At 69.2% G+C, this 13727-nt stretch carries 14 protein-coding genes; 13 read left to right on the top strand and 1 reads right to left on the bottom strand.

Annotated elements, in window-relative coordinates:
• Positions 1-6 precede the first annotated feature (6 nt).
• On the bottom strand, positions 7-378 hold the full coding sequence (locus FBY23_RS23980; protein ID WP_141800436.1) for a nuclear transport factor 2 family protein: 372 nt from the start codon (positions 376-378) through the stop codon (positions 7-9).
• Positions 379-679: 301 nt separating this feature from the next.
• On the opposite strand from FBY23_RS23980, the gene rplJ reads away from it, so the two are divergent.
• From rplJ to FBY23_RS23915, 13 genes are all read left to right on the top strand, one after another.
• Entirely contained in the window at positions 680-1357 is a 678-nt protein-coding gene (rplJ, locus tag FBY23_RS23975) for a 50S ribosomal protein L10 (RefSeq protein WP_141800435.1), read from the top strand.
• Positions 1358-1437: 80 nt separating this feature from the next.
• Positions 1438-1830 carry a 50S ribosomal protein L7/L12 gene (gene rplL, locus FBY23_RS23970; RefSeq protein ID WP_038676935.1) on the top strand — a complete coding sequence of 131 codons (393 nt, stop codon included), beginning with the start codon at positions 1438-1440 and terminating at the stop codon, positions 1828-1830.
• A 262-nt stretch (positions 1831-2092) separates the two neighbouring features.
• Positions 2093-3055 carry an ABC transporter ATP-binding protein gene (locus tag FBY23_RS23965; RefSeq protein WP_141800434.1) on the top strand — a complete coding sequence of 321 codons (963 nt, stop codon included), beginning with the start codon at positions 2093-2095 and terminating at the stop codon, positions 3053-3055.
• A 53-nt stretch (positions 3056-3108) separates the two neighbouring features.
• On the top strand, positions 3109-3891 hold the full coding sequence (locus FBY23_RS23960) for an ABC transporter permease (protein ID WP_141800433.1): 783 nt from the start codon (positions 3109-3111) through the stop codon (positions 3889-3891).
• Positions 3892-3900: 9 nt separating this feature from the next.
• Positions 3901-4728 (top strand): ABC transporter permease, encoded by an 828-nt coding sequence (locus tag FBY23_RS23955; protein WP_141800432.1) that lies wholly within the window; start codon positions 3901-3903, stop codon positions 4726-4728.
• A gap of 7 nt (positions 4729-4735) precedes the next feature.
• On the top strand, positions 4736-5983 hold the full coding sequence (locus FBY23_RS23950; protein ID WP_141800431.1) for an MCE family protein: 1248 nt from the start codon (positions 4736-4738) through the stop codon (positions 5981-5983).
• Positions 5980-7023: an MCE family protein gene (locus FBY23_RS23945; protein WP_141800430.1), complete on the top strand. Its 1044-nt coding sequence runs from the start codon at positions 5980-5982 to the stop codon at positions 7021-7023. The genes FBY23_RS23950 and FBY23_RS23945 overlap by 4 nt, the downstream gene beginning before the upstream one ends.
• A gap of 16 nt (positions 7024-7039) precedes the next feature.
• A complete protein-coding gene (locus FBY23_RS23940; protein ID WP_141800429.1) occupies positions 7040-8008 on the top strand; it encodes an MCE family protein in 969 nt (322 codons plus the stop codon).
• Positions 8005-9141, top strand: a complete 1137-nt coding sequence (locus tag FBY23_RS23935) for an MCE family protein (protein WP_260806527.1) — start codon at positions 8005-8007, stop codon at positions 9139-9141. The genes FBY23_RS23940 and FBY23_RS23935 overlap by 4 nt, the downstream gene beginning before the upstream one ends.
• Complete coding sequence (locus tag FBY23_RS23930; protein WP_141800428.1) at positions 9138-10604, top strand: MCE family protein; 1467 nt, start codon at positions 9138-9140, stop codon at positions 10602-10604. The genes FBY23_RS23935 and FBY23_RS23930 overlap by 4 nt, the downstream gene beginning before the upstream one ends.
• On the top strand, positions 10601-11908 hold the full coding sequence (locus FBY23_RS23925; protein ID WP_141800427.1) for an MCE family protein: 1308 nt from the start codon (positions 10601-10603) through the stop codon (positions 11906-11908). The genes FBY23_RS23930 and FBY23_RS23925 overlap by 4 nt, the downstream gene beginning before the upstream one ends.
• Before the next feature lie 19 nt (positions 11909-11927).
• On the top strand, positions 11928-12635 hold the full coding sequence (locus FBY23_RS23920; RefSeq protein WP_141800426.1) for a hypothetical protein: 708 nt from the start codon (positions 11928-11930) through the stop codon (positions 12633-12635).
• Positions 12632-13504: a J domain-containing protein gene (locus FBY23_RS23915; RefSeq protein ID WP_141800425.1), complete on the top strand. Its 873-nt coding sequence runs from the start codon at positions 12632-12634 to the stop codon at positions 13502-13504. Before FBY23_RS23920 ends, FBY23_RS23915 begins: the two co-directional genes overlap by 4 nt.
• Positions 13505-13727: the final 223 nt, after the last annotated feature.

The raw sequence follows: 13727 nt of genomic DNA, 5'->3' as shown, positions 1-13727 counted from the left end.
CGCGACTCAAGCCCCGCGGTGCACGTCGGCCGGCGACCAGAACGCCCGCATGCTCGTGATCAGGCCGTCCTCGGAGAAGGTCATCACGTCGATCGGCTCGATCACCGACTGCTCCGCGCCGGCGCCCGACACGACCCGGAAGGTGAACGCCGCCTCGCTGCCGGCGACCCGGATCGCGAGCAGCTCGGTGCTGCGCTGCCGGGTGGTCAGCACCTCGTAGAACGCCGCGATCTCGTCGGTGCCCTTGCGAGCCGGCGAGCCCACCGGGTCTTCGAGGGTGGCGTCGGCGGCGTACAGGGCGGCGATCTGCGCGCCACTGGTCGCGTTCGCGACCAGGTCGAGGTAGCGGACGACGGTGGCGCGGATGTCTGCGGTCATGCCCGCATCGTCGGCCGAGCACGGTGGAGGACGGGCGGCCGGTCCCGATCGCCGGGACCACTCCCCGATTTGGCCGCGGGCGGGTTGCCGCCGTACCGTTGTCCACTGAAACCTTTAGACCGCCGGTCGTCCGGGCTCCGAGCCCTGACCGAAGGTTCCGCCGAGAGGCGGACGGCCTGCGCAGGGGATCAGAGCAACACCGAGCGCGTCACGCGCGAGGTCCACGCCCTGAGCGCCTGCGCTCGGGGCGTCCGTCATTTGGCGGAGACTTCGCAGCGGTCTTCCATCCGGAAGGAGACCCATGGCGCGGGCAGACAAGCAGGCCGCCGTCGCGGAGATCGCTGAGTCCTTCAGCGAGTCCGCAGGCGCTGTGCTGACCGAGTACCGCGGTCTCACCGTCAAGGAGCTGCAGGACCTTCGCCGCTCCCTCGGTGCGAACGCCAACTACGCCGTGGTCAAGAACACGCTGGCCAAGCTCGCCGCCAAGGAGGCGGGCATCGAGGGCTTCGACGAGCTCCTCACCGGTCCGACCGCGATCGCCTTCATCAAGGGCGACGTCGTCGAGGCCGCCAAGGGTCTGCGTGACTTTGCCAAGGCGAACCCCACCCTGGTCATCAAGGGTGGCGTTCTCGACGGCGCGCTCCTCGACGCGAAGGAGATCGCCAAGCTGGCCGATCTCGAGTCGCGCGAGGTGCTCCTGGGCAAGCTCGCGGGCGCCATGCTCGCTTCGCTCAGCCAGGCCGTCTACCTCCTCAACGCCCCGCTCGCCCAGGCTGCCCGGCTCGCCGGTGCCCTGGAGGCGAAGGCCCAGGAGGACCCCTCGATCCTCGCAGGTGGTGCCGGTACGCCGGTCGCCGCCGAGGAGGCTCCGGCCGCTGAGGCCGAGGCCCCCGCTGACGAGGCACCCGCCGAGGAGGCGGCTCCTGAGGAGCCCGCCGCCGAGGCCGCCTCTGACGAGGGCGACACCGCCGAGGCCTGAGGCCCCGGCGTCACCACCACCTGAAACCCGGCCGGCGCGCGACGTACGCACGCCGACCACCTGAGAAAGGAACCGCCACCATGGCGAAGCTCACCACCGACGAGCTCCTCGACGCGTTCAAGGAGATGACCCTCATCGAGCTCTCCGAGTTCGTGAAGCAGTTCGAGGAGACCTTCGGCGTCACCGCCGCTGCCCCCGTTGCCGTTGCCGCTGCCCCCGCCGCCGGCGGTGCCGCGGGCGGTGCCGAGGAGGCCGCCGCGCAGGACGAGTTCGACGTCATCCTCGAGGCCGCTGGTGACAAGAAGATCAACGTCATCAAGGAGGTCCGCGCGCTGACCTCCCTCGGCCTCAAGGAGGCCAAGGACCTCGTCGAGGGCGCCCCGAAGGCGATCCTGGAGAAGGTCAACAAGGAGGCCGCTGACAAGGCCAAGGAGGCCCTCGAGGGCGCCGGCGCCACCGTCACCCTCAAGTGACCCGTCCCTGAGACGACTCACTCCGGTCACGAGGCCGGCAGAGCAGCTGCTCTGCCGGCCTCGTGCCATTTCTCGTCCGTGCGGACCGCCCCGCTACCACTACTCGCGAGTTGGACGCTAGGTGCTACTCGCCAGTACCTTTCGGGTCTCGGTGTCCGGGTACGCGTGACGCATGCCACGGTTGCCGCGTAACGTGCGCCACGCGGTTGCGTTGTTCCTTCGCAGCCGGGGCCGGCGAGCGGACGTAGGGAGAGGGTTCAACATGGGCGTCGACGTACAGGTCACCAACCTGACGAAGCAGTTCGGGAAGCAGCTGATCTGGAAGGGTGTGACGCTGACCCTTCCGGCAGGCGAGATCTCCGTGATGCTGGGCCCGTCGGGCACTGGAAAGTCCGTCTTCCTCAAGGCCCTGATCGGCCTGATCAAGCCCGACGAGGGCTCGATCGTCATCGAGGGCACCGACATCGCCTCCTGCTCCGAGAAGGAGCTCTACGAGATCCGTAAGCTGTTCGGCGTGCTGTTCCAGGACGGCGCGATGTTCGGCTCGATGAACCTCTACGACAACGTCGCCTTCCCGCTGCGCGAGCACACCAAGAAGAGCGAGTCCCAGATCCGTGACATCGTCATGGAGAAGATGGACATGGTCGGTCTGCTCGGCGCGGAGATGAAGCTCCCGGGCGAGATCTCCGGCGGTATGCGCAAGCGTGCCGGCCTGGCCCGCGCGCTGGTCCTCGACCCCGAGATCCTGCTGATCGACGAGCCCGACTCCGGCCTGGACCCCGTGCGCACGTCGTTCATCAACCAGCTCTTCGTCGACCTCAACGCCCAGATCGACGCGACCTTCCTGATCGTCACGCACGACATCCACAGCGTCCGCGTGGTCCCCGACCAGATCGGCCTGCTCTACCACAAGCACCTGGCCATGTACGGCCCGCGCGAGATGCTCCTGTCCTCGGACGAGCCCGTCGTGCGCCAGTTCCTCAACGCGCAGACGATCGGGCCGATCGGCATGTCGGAGGAGAAGGACGCCGACCAGCTGGCAGCCGAGAAGGACATGGACCTGCCGCCGCTGCCGCCGATCCCGCTGCAGATGGAGCCCTCCAACGGCATCCCACGCCGTGCGCAGGCCGCGCCCGGCGCCTGGTGCCGGGCCAACGGCGTCACCCCGCCCCCCGGTTCGTTCACCCGCGAGGCCGAGCACGCGTCGGGCAGCCAGCAGCACTGAACGAGCAGCACACCCGGAGGAACGGCACACAAGGACAAGGAAAGGGGCGGTAGGTGTCGCTCACTGCTGCGCGCGTGGTCGCCCCGCTCGGGACCGCCGGCAAGCTGTTCGCCTTCGCGCTCGACGTGGGCCGCGGGCTGTTCCGTCGTCCGTTCCAGGGCCGGGAGTTCATCCAGCAGGCCTGGTTCATCGCGTCGGTCACGATCATCCCGACCGCCCTCGTCGCGATCCCGTTCGGTGCTGTCATCGCACTGCAGGTCGGTGGCCTGATCAAGCAGTTCGGCGCCCAGTCCTTCACCGGATCCGCCTCGGTCCTCGCGGTCATCCAGCAGGCCGGCCCGATCGCGACCGCACTGCTGATCGCGGGAGCCGGCGGCTCGGCCATCGCGGCCGACCTCGGCGCGCGCAAGATCCGCGAGGAGCTCGACGCCATGATGGTGCTGGGCATCGACCCGATCCAGCGCCTCGTGGTGCCTCGGGTGCTCGCCTGCATGCTCGTCGCCGTGTTCCTCAACGGCATGGTCAGCGTCGTCGGCGTCGCCGGCGGCTACGTCTTCAACGTCATCCTGCAGGACGGCACGCCCGGCGCCTACGTCTCGAGCTTCACCGCCCTGGCCCAGCTGCCCGACGTGTGGATCGGCATGATCAAGGCGCTGGTCTTCGGCCTCATCGCCGCGGTCGTGGCCGCCTACAAGGGCATGAACGCCGGCGGCGGACCGAAGGGCGTCGGTGACGCCGTCAACGAGTCCGTCGTCATCACCTTCCTGCTTCTGTTCGTCGTCAACTTCACCCTGAGCACGATCTACCTGCAGGTCGTGCCCCCGAAGACGGGTTAGGGGGCGGACATGGCGAGCATCAAGGCGATCTACGACAAGCCCATGAAGGGCCTGGACAACCTCGGTCACGAGCTGTCCTTCTACATCAAGGTGCTGCTGGCACTGCCGCGCTCGGTCAAGCGCTACCCGCGCGAGATCCTGCGGATCCTGGCCGAGGTCACCCTCGGGTCGGGCGCGCTGGCGGTCATCGGCGGCACCGTCGGCGTCATCATCGGCATGACCTTCTTCACCGGCGCCCAGGTCGGCCTGTCCGGCTACGCCGCGCTCAACCAGCTCGGCACGGCCGCGTTCGCCGGCTTCGTGTCCGCCTACTTCAACACCCGTGAGATCGCCCCCCTGGTCGCCGGCATCGCGCTCGCGGCCACGGTCGGCTGCGGCTTCACCGCCCAGCTCGGCGCCATGCGGATCTCGGAGGAGATCGACGCCGTCGAGGTGATGGCGATCCCCTCGATGCAGTTCCTCGTGACCACCCGCGTCGTCGGCGGCCTGATCGCGATCGTGCCGCTGTACGTCGTGGGCCTGCTGTCGTCGTACGTCGCCAGCAGGCTCGTGGTGACGAAGTTCTACGGCCAGTCGTCGGGCACCTACGACCACTACTTCAACCAGTTCCTGCCACCCGGCGACGTGCTGTGGTCCTTCGGCAAGGTGCTGGTGTTCGCGGTGGTCGTGATCCTGATCCACTGCTACCACGGCTACACCGCCTCGGGCGGGCCCGCGGGCGTGGGCGTCGCGGTCGGCAAGGCGGTGCGGACCAGCATCGTGGCGATCAACGTGATCGACCTGTTCCTGTCGATGGCCATCTGGGGCGCCTCGACCACCGTCAGGCTCGCGGGGTGATCGGCTGATGGACAAGATCCTCTCCGCCCACAAGGCGCTCGGCGTCATCTTCGTGGCGCTGCTGGTGCTCGGCGTGTGGCTCACCTACGCGACCTTCACCAAGAAGTTCACCGACTACGACGAGGTCACCCTCAAGACGTCGTCGATCGGCCTCCAGCTCCCCACGCGCGCGGACGTCAAGGTCCGTGGCGTGATCGTCGGCGAGGTGCTCGACGCCAGCTCCGGTGTGGACGGCGCGGAGCTCAAGCTCGGCATCTACCCCGACAAGATCGGCGTGATCCCGGCCAACGTGACCGGCTCGATCGTGCCGAAGACGCTGTTCGGCGAGAAGTACGTCTCGCTCGTCGTCCCCGACACCGGCCCCAGCGGCACGATGCGCGCCGGCGCGACCATCGACCGCACCGAGGTGTCGACCGAGCTCGAGGAGGTCCTCTCCGACCTCTACCCGCTGCTGCGGACCGTTCAGCCGGCCGACCTCAACGCGACGCTGACCGCGATCGCCACCGCGCTCGAGGGCCGGGGCGAGCTGCTCGGCAAGAACCTCGAGACCCTCGACGGCTACCTCAAGCGGCTCAACCCGCAGATCCCGGCCCTGCTCGAGGACCTCAAGCTGACCGCCGAGGTGTCCGACACGTACGCCGACATCCTTCCCCAGGTGGCCCAGATCCTCGACGACACCGTGAAGACCACCGGCACCATCGAGGAGCGCGAGGCGGCGCTGACCGCCACGCTGCGCGACATCCGCAGCTTCTCCGACACCGCGCGCTCCTTCCTCGACGCCAACGCCGAGCGCCTCAAGCGGGCCGGCGAGTTGAGCACGCAGGTCCTCACGGTCGTCGCCCGCTACGCGCCGACCATCCCCTGCATGTCGGCCGGCATCGTCAAGGCCCAGGGCCGCCTGGCCGAGGCGTTCCGTGGCTTCGAGCTCCACATCGTGCTCGAGACGCTGCAGGACCAGCCGCGCAAGTACACGCCGGCGGACCGGCCGATCTTCGGCGACGACCGCGGTCCCAACTGCCTGGGCCTGCCGGACATCCCGTGGAGCCAGGACAACCCGTTCCCGCCGCTGCCGCACCTCAACGACGGCATGAACGGCAACACCGGCAAGGGCAACCTGCGCCCGGCGCCGACCGGCTACACCGGCAGCCCCGACGACGTGACCGCCCTGCGCGGCGCGCTCGACCAGGAGTACGGCACCGACGCCGACCTCACCGTCCTGCTGACCGGTCCGCTCGTCGCGGGAGGCGCCCGATGAGCGTGCGCGGCCTCGACAAGAAGACCAGCGGCGACCTGATCCGCCTGGTCGTGTTCATGGTGACCACGGCGCTCGCGACGAGCGTCCTCATCATCACCATCGGCAACCTGTCCTTCGGCTCCACGAAGGAGTACGCCGCCGACTTCGTCGACGCCACCGGCGTCAACAAGGGCGACGACATCCGGATCGCGGGCGTCAAGGTCGGCACTGTGCAGAAGGTCGCGATCGTCGACGCCGACCGCGCCCGGGTCACCTTCACCGTCGACGCCGACACCAAGCTCGACGACGCGACGCACGCCACGGTCAAGTACCGCAACCTGATCGGGCAGCGCTACATCTCGCTGACCCAGGAGGGCGACGGCGGGGCGCAGCTCAAGGAGGACGCCGCGATCCCGGTCGACCGCACCAAGCCGGCGCTCGACCTGACCGTGCTGTTCAACGGCTTCAAGCCGCTCTTCCAGGCGCTCTCGCCGGACGACATCAACAAGCTGTCCTACGAGATCGTCCAGGTCTTCCAGGGCGAGGGCGGCACCGTCGAGGGCCTGCTGTCGAGCACCGCGTCGGTCACCCAGACCCTCGCGGACCGCGACAAGGTGATCGGCGAGCTGCTGAGCAACCTCGACTACGTCCTCGACCACGTGGCCGACCGCGACAAGCAGCTCACCAACCTGATCGACAGCTTCCGCAGCCTGGTCGGCGGCCTCAACGACGACCGCGAGGCGATCCTCGGCTCGCTCGACTCGATCTCGGACCTGTCGGTGCAGACCGCCGCGCTGGTCACCGACATCAAGGACCCGTTCGTCAAGGACATCAAGGAGCTGCGGAAGGTGGCCGGCACGCTCGACGACAACCGGCAGGAGATCGACCGCGCGCTCCAGGTACTGCCGATCAAGCTCACCAAGATCGGCCGCACGGCGACCTACGGCTCCTGGTTCAACTTCTACCTGTGCCACTTCAAGGCCACCATCAAGGTCCCCGGACTCAACAACCCGGTCAGCGCCACCTACGGCGCGACCGCCGACCGCTGCACGCTCGGATGAGGGGAGGACTGACGACATGAAGCCCTTCCGCGAGCGCAACCCCGTGGTGATCGGTGCCGTGAGCATCGCCGTGCTCCTGCTCGGCCTGGTCGCGGCCTTCCGGGCCAACGACCTCCCGCTGATCGGCGGCGGCGACACCTACTACGCCTCCTTCTCCGAGGCCGGTGGGCTCAAGCCGAAGGACGAGGTCCGCATCGCTGGTGTCCGCGTCGGCCAGGTGACCTCGATGGAGCTCGACGGCAACTCGGTCAAGGTCGCCTTCAAGATCAAGACCGACACCCCGTTCGGCGACGAGACCCGCGCCGACATCAAGGTCAAGACGATCCTCGGCTCGATGTTCCTCGCGCTCGACCCGGCCGGTCAGGGCCAGCTTGCCGAGGGCTCGGTCATCCCGGTCGACCGCACCAGCTCGCCGTACGACGTCGTCGACGCGTTCTCCGGCCTCGCCGAGACCTCGGCCGACATCGACACCGACCAGCTCGCCGGCGCGCTGACCACGCTGGCCGACCTGACCCGCAACACGCCCGAGGAGTTCCGCTCGGCGCTCGACGGCCTCTCGGCGCTCGCCAAGACGGTGGCCTCGCGCGACGACGAGATCAACTCGCTGCTCAAGAACCTCAACCGGGTCTCCACGGTGCTCGACTCGCGCGACGAGGACATCGTGGCGCTGATGAAGGACGCCGACACGCTGTTCACCGCGCTGCTGCAGCGCAAGGAGCAGATCCACCGGCTGCTGGTGTCGACGAGCACGCTCAGCACCAAGTTGACCGGCCTGATCAAGGAGAGCCGCGCCGACCTCAAGCCCGCGCTCGACCACCTCGACTCGGTGCTGCAGGTCGTGAAGAAGAACGAGGACAACCTTGAGGACTCGATCCACCTGATGGCGCCGTTCTACCGCGTGTTCGCGAGCACGCTCGGCAACGGGCCGTGGTTCGACACCTACATCTTCAACCTGCCGCCGGTGCCCGGGACGGTGGGCCAGTGAACGGGGTGCGGCGCTGGCTGCCGCTCGCCGTCATCGGGGTCCTGGTCGTCACCGGCCTGGTCTGGATGCTCGGCAGCGGCGGCAACGACAAGACCGTGACGGCGTACTTCCCGCGAGCCGTGTCGGTCTACGAGGGCAGCGAGGTCCGGATCCTCGGCATCCCGGTCGGCCAGGTCCGCGAGGTGGTGCCCGAGGGCACCAAGGTCAAGGTCGTGATGGCCTACAAGTCCGACATCAAGGTGCCGGCCGACGCCGACGCCGTCATCGTGTCGCCCTCCGTGGTCGGCGACCGCTACATCCAGCTCTCGCCGGCCTTCGAGGACGGCGACAAGGTGATGGCCGACAACACGGTCATCGACGCGACCAAGACCGCGATCCCGCTGGAGCTCGACGAGATCTACGGCAGCATCGACAAGCTGACCGTCGCGCTCGGTCCCGAGGGCGCCAACAAGGACGGTGCGCTCAGCGACCTCCTCGAGCAGACCGCCAAGAACTTCGGCGGCCAGGGTGCCCAGTTCCACCAGACGATCGAGGACTTCGGGCGCCTGAGCGAGACGCTCGACAACAACAAGGACGACCTGTTCGAGTCGGCCAAGCAGCTCGAGTCCTTCCTCAAGACGCTCGCCGACAACGACACCACGGTGCGCGACTTCAGCAAGTCGCTCGGCGACGTCTCTACGCTGCTGGCCGACGAGCGCCAGGAGCTGACCACCGCCCTGTCCAACCTCGGTACGGCGCTCGACCAGGTCGCCCGGTTCGTCAAGCGCAACCGCGCGGTGCTGGGCCGCAACATCCGCGACGTCAACCGGGTCGCCAAGGTGCTGGTCCGCCAGCGCGGCGCCCTCGACGAGCTGCTGCAGGCCGGTCCGCTGGCGATCACGAACCTGTACCACACGTACAACCCCAAGGACGCCACGCTCGACACCAACGCCAACCTCGGCAACATCCTGCACGAGCTGACGTCCAACCCGTCGGCGGTGGTGTGCGCCCTGGTGTCGGGTGCCGACGCCAACGGCAACATCTGCGACCTGGTCGAGAAGCTGCTGCCGCGCAGCGCTCCGTTCGGCACCGGCTCCTGGTACGGCCAGGCGTACGACCCGACGCTCAACGGACTGGTGGAGGTGGACCGATGACCCGCCGCTCCGGCCTCCGCGCCCGCCTGCGGGCCGGTGTCGCGCTGCTCGCGGGCGCGCTGCTGCTCACCGGCTGCGACTTCGACGTCTACGAGCTGCCGCTGCCCGGTGGCGCTGACACCGGCAAGGACCCGATCACGGTCAGCGTCCGCTTCGACGACGTCCTCGACCTGGTCCCGAAGTCGTCGGTCAAGGTCAACGACGTCGCGGTGGGCCAGGTGACCGAGGTCCGCCTCGACGGCTACCAGGCCGTGGTCACCCTCGAGCTGCGCAAGGACGTCGACCTTCCCGACAACCCCGTCGCCTCGATCCGCCAGACCAGCCTCCTGGGCGAGAAGTTCGTCTCCCTCGCGCCCCCGACCACGGGCGCGCAGGGTCGCCTCTCCGACGGCGACGTGATCAAGGACGGCGGACGCAACCCGGAGGTCGAGGAGGTGCTCGGCGCGCTCAGCCTGGTCCTCAACGGCGGCGGCATCGCCCAGCTCAAGACCATCTCGACCGAGCTCAACCTCGCCCTCGAGGGCCGGGAGGACTCCGCCAAGTCGGTGCTCACCCAGGTCTCGTCGCTGATGGGCCAGCTCGACCAGCGCAAGCAGGACATCGTCCGCGCCATCGAGTCGGTCAACCGGCTCGCGGTCACCGCCAAGCAGCACCAGGCGAGCATCGACCGGGCGTTGGACGAGCTGCCCAGCGCGCTCGAGTCGCTCGACCGGCAGCGCGCCGACCTGGTCAAGATGCTCGACGGCCTCACCCAGCTCAGCGACGTCGGCGTCCGGGTCATCAAGACCACGAAGACCGCCACCGTCGACACCCTCAAGATGCTCGACCCGGTGCTCTTCCAGATCTCCCAGGCCGGCGACGACTTCGCCAAGGGCTTCAGCACCTTCCTGACCTACCCGTTCATCGACGAGTCCGTCGGCCGTGACCCGCAGGTCGCCCGCAACCTCCACATGGGCGACTACGTCAACCTGTCGATCGACCTCGCGCTCGACGTCGGCAACCTGAAGCTGCCCGACCTCGCGTGCATCCCGATCAACGAGCTCCCGGACCTGCCGCTCGACGTCCTGATCGACCTGAAGACGCTGTGTGCCGGTGCCACGCAGACGTTGCAGAGCTGCCTGCAGACGCCGCCGAACCCGTCGGCCTGCCTTCAGCTGCCCGGTGCGCTGATCGACAACGTCTGCCAGGCCGTCAAGCTGCTCTGCCGCCAGGCCGCCGATGCCAAGACCGGTGCCACCGCCGGCAGCCCGGCCGCGGCCGGCGACCCGCTCGGCACCCTTCTCTCGAGCGTGCTCACCGGAGGCGGTCTCGGTCGAGCGGCCCCGGGCGGGCACAGCGAGGCCGACGACATGTGGCGCGACTTCGACACGACGTACGACGCCAGCCTGGTCGGCCTGTACGCCGCGCCCCTGGTCGCGAGCCGGCAGACCGAGCTGCAGCAGAAGGGGAGGCCGGCGAAGTGATCACCCGTCGTACCCGCATCCAGCTCATCGTCTTCGCGATCATCACGCTGCTGGGCGTCTCGTTCGTGGGCGCCCGCTATGCCAAGCTCGACCGGATGGTCGTCGACGGCGACTACACGGTCACCGCCCACTACCCGGTGTCCGGCGGCATCTTCACCGGCGCCGAGGTGACCTACCGCGGCGTCGGCATCGGCACGGTCGGCGACCTCGTGCTCACCGACGAGGGCGTCGACGTGAAGCTCGACATCGACAAGAAGTGGGACAAGATCCCCAGCGACACCCGCGCGCTGGTCGGCAACCGCTCCGCCGTCGGTGAGCAGTACGTCGAGCTGCAGCCGCAGAAGGACGGCGGGCCCTACCTGCGCGAGGGCTCCCAGATCACCGACGTCGCGACCCCGATCGCGACCGAGAAGCTCCTCGGCGACCTGTCCGCCACCGTCTCCAGCGTCGACCGCGAGGCCCTGAGCACCACGGTCCACGAGCTCGGCGAGGCGTTCGCCGGCACCGGCCCCGACCTCCAGCGGATCATCGACACCGGCAACTCGTTCATCGAGACCGCCGACGAGAACTTCGACCTGACCACCGCCCTGATCAAGGACAGCAACACCGTCCTGCAGGGCCAGGTGGCCTCCGAGTCGTCGCTGCGGACCTTCGCCCAGCAGCTCTCGCTGTTCAGCTCGGCGCTCGCCGGCGCGGACCCCGCGCTGCGCAAGGTGATCGACTCCGGCTCGGTCGCCGCGACCCAGCTGCGGACCTTCCTGGAGCAGAACGGCGTCGAGCTCAGTGAGCTGCTCGCCAACCTGGTCGCCACCGGCGAGGTCGTCGTCCAGCACCTCGACGCGCTCAAGCAGATGCTGGTCGTCTACCCGTACGCCGTCGGCGCGGGCCAGGTCGTCGTGGGTCGCAAGTCCAAGCAGGACGGCGGCAGCGGCTTCTGGGACGCCCACTTCGGCCTGATCCTGTCGCCGACCAGCACCCCCTGCTACGCCGGCTACCTCAAGACCCGCCGCAACCCGGAGTCCGACCGCGGCAACGCCCCGATGCCCGACGACGTCGGCTGCACCGAGCCGATCACCAAGAGCAACCCGCGTGGACCGCAGAACCTGCCCCGGGTCGCCCCGGGCGTGCAGGGCTACGACGTGGGCGTGCGGGTGGACCCCACGACCGGTGAGCTGGAGTGGGGCGTGACGGCCCAGGACCAGGCGTGGTCCGACGCGCGCGGTAACGTGGCGCCGCCGTCGCTGGGGAAGGATTCGTGGAAGTGGCTCTACCTCCAACCGCTGCTCGACCCGTCCACCCGGTGAGCACGTCGAGGCGCATCGCGTGAAGGGCACCAGTGCCACGCTCCGCTGGAGCGTGATCGGGCTGCTGCTCGGCGTCGTCGTCGCCGCGCTCGGCGTCAGCGTGTGGACGCTCGCCGACAAGGGCGTCGCCGGCAACCCCGGCAAGAAGCTCGACTCGCTGCTCGACCCGCCCCGCGACGAGACGGCCGACCGCGAGAAGGTGCTGGCCGCCGGGCGCACCTTCGTGCAGCGATTCAACACCTACGGCCCCGACCTGCTCGACAGCGCCGGCAAGATGCCCGAGTACGCCGCCGTCGGCAAGCTGATGACCGCGAAGTTCCGCACCGTGTTCGACAAGAACGTCGGCTACGCCGAGGAGACGGTCAAGCAGACCCAGATCGACCGCAAGGGCACGCCCTACGCCGTCGGCGTGGCCAGCATCGACGAGGACTCCGCCCAGCTGCTCGTCGCCGGCGTCGTGCAGTTCGCCTACCCCTCGCCCGCCGACGGCAGCGAGCAGGTCCAGCTCGAGCCGCTGCGGTTCCGCTACGAGGTGTCGCTGGTCAAGCAGCACGGCACCTGGCTGGTCGACGACCTCGACGACCTCGACGACCAGCTCCCGTCCTTCGGCGAGGCCTCGATCCCCGAGGGCGGCGCCACCGGCGGCCAGCCGTCGGGCCAGCCGTCGGGGCAGCCGTCGGGCCAGCCGTCGGGCCAGCCGTCGCCGAGCACGGGGGAGGGCCAGTGAGCACCAACCTCTACGACCTCCTCGACGTCGAGGAGGACGCCACCGAGGACCAGATCCGCGCCGCGTGGAAGACCGCGATCGCCGACCTGGACCCGACCGAGCGCCGCTTCCGTGCCTTCAACGACGCGGCCGGAGTGCTGCTCGACGCCGACAAGCGGGCGGCGTACGACGCAGAGCTGGCCGCCGAGCGCGCCGCCGCCGAGGAGGTCGCGGACAAGCCTGGACGAGAAAACTCGCGCTTGGACGAGGATGCTTCCTCGTCCAACCATGAGTTTCACCGGCCGGCCGGTGAAACTCCCGCTCCGGCCGCAACCGCCACCCGCGGGGACGGCCCGGGCGGGGTCGCCCTGGTCGCGGCCGCCGTCGCCGCGGTGCTCTCCGTCGCCCTGGCGGTCGTCCTCGTGCTGACGCCCGGCGCGCGCGGCGAGCACTCGGCCAAGCAGCTGGCGCAGGGCAACGTGCGCGTCGAGCGGGCCGCGGTCGACGCCGAGGCGGCGGCCGAGCAGATGGTCGCGCCGGTGCTGTCGTACAGCCACAAGTCGATGGCCGCCGACCTCGACCGGCGGGCGCAGTACATGACCAAGGCGTTCCAGGCGAAGACCGAGCGCAGCTGGCCGGAGATCACCAAGGAGGCCGAGACCCAGAAGGTCGAGGTCGAGGCCAAGTCGGCCGGCGCCGCGCTGACCCGGGTGAGCTCGAACGGCAAGCGGGCGACGGTCGTGGTCTTCATCGACCAGTACGTCACCAAGGCCGGCCAGGAGCCGTTCGTGCTGCGGATGTGGGCCACGTTCCTGCTGGTCAGGGCCGCGGGGAGCGACTCGAAGTGGCTCCTCGACGACCTGTGCACCGACGACCGCTGCGACAAGTGACCGACCGGTGGTCGAGGAGGTCGCGCCGCGACCGTCTCGAGACCCCCGACCATGCTCTCGCCACCCGTCCACCGACGGTCCCGGCAGCACCACGCCTGGTCTCGTGACGCGCCACGACCTCGCTGGCCTCGCTGCGCGAGGTCGTCGGCGTTCCTCGACCTGCGGCCTTCATCCGCGCGTTCGCTTCGCTCACGCGCGGCGGCCTTGACCTCGGCGCCCGCGC

It is taken from the genome of Nocardioides sp. SLBN-35, from assembly GCF_006715725.1.
Classification (GTDB): Bacteria; Actinomycetota; Actinomycetes; order Propionibacteriales; family Nocardioidaceae; genus Nocardioides.
The sequence above is the reverse complement of the archived record's forward strand: the minus strand, read 5'-3'. Positions and strand labels throughout refer to the sequence as shown.

Excerpts from the sequence above, each read along its gene's own strand:
- rplJ (WP_141800435.1), top strand. The coding sequence starts at position 680 with ATGGCGCGGGCAGACAAGCAGGCCGCCGTCGCGGAGATCGCTGAGTCC.
- FBY23_RS23980 (WP_141800436.1), bottom strand. The coding sequence starts at position 378 with ATGACCGCAGACATCCGCGCCACCGTCGTCCGCTACCTCGACCTGGTC.
- FBY23_RS23965 (WP_141800434.1), top strand. The coding sequence starts at position 2,093 with ATGGGCGTCGACGTACAGGTCACCAACCTGACGAAGCAGTTCGGGAAG.
- FBY23_RS23945 (WP_141800430.1), top strand. The coding sequence starts at position 5,980 with ATGAGCGTGCGCGGCCTCGACAAGAAGACCAGCGGCGACCTGATCCGC.
- FBY23_RS23955 (WP_141800432.1), top strand. The coding sequence starts at position 3,901 with ATGGCGAGCATCAAGGCGATCTACGACAAGCCCATGAAGGGCCTGGAC.
- rplL (WP_038676935.1), top strand. The coding sequence starts at position 1,438 with ATGGCGAAGCTCACCACCGACGAGCTCCTCGACGCGTTCAAGGAGATG.
- FBY23_RS23930 (WP_141800428.1), top strand. The coding sequence starts at position 9,138 with ATGACCCGCCGCTCCGGCCTCCGCGCCCGCCTGCGGGCCGGTGTCGCG.
- FBY23_RS23950 (WP_141800431.1), top strand. The coding sequence starts at position 4,736 with ATGGACAAGATCCTCTCCGCCCACAAGGCGCTCGGCGTCATCTTCGTG.
- FBY23_RS23940 (WP_141800429.1), top strand. The coding sequence starts at position 7,040 with ATGAAGCCCTTCCGCGAGCGCAACCCCGTGGTGATCGGTGCCGTGAGC.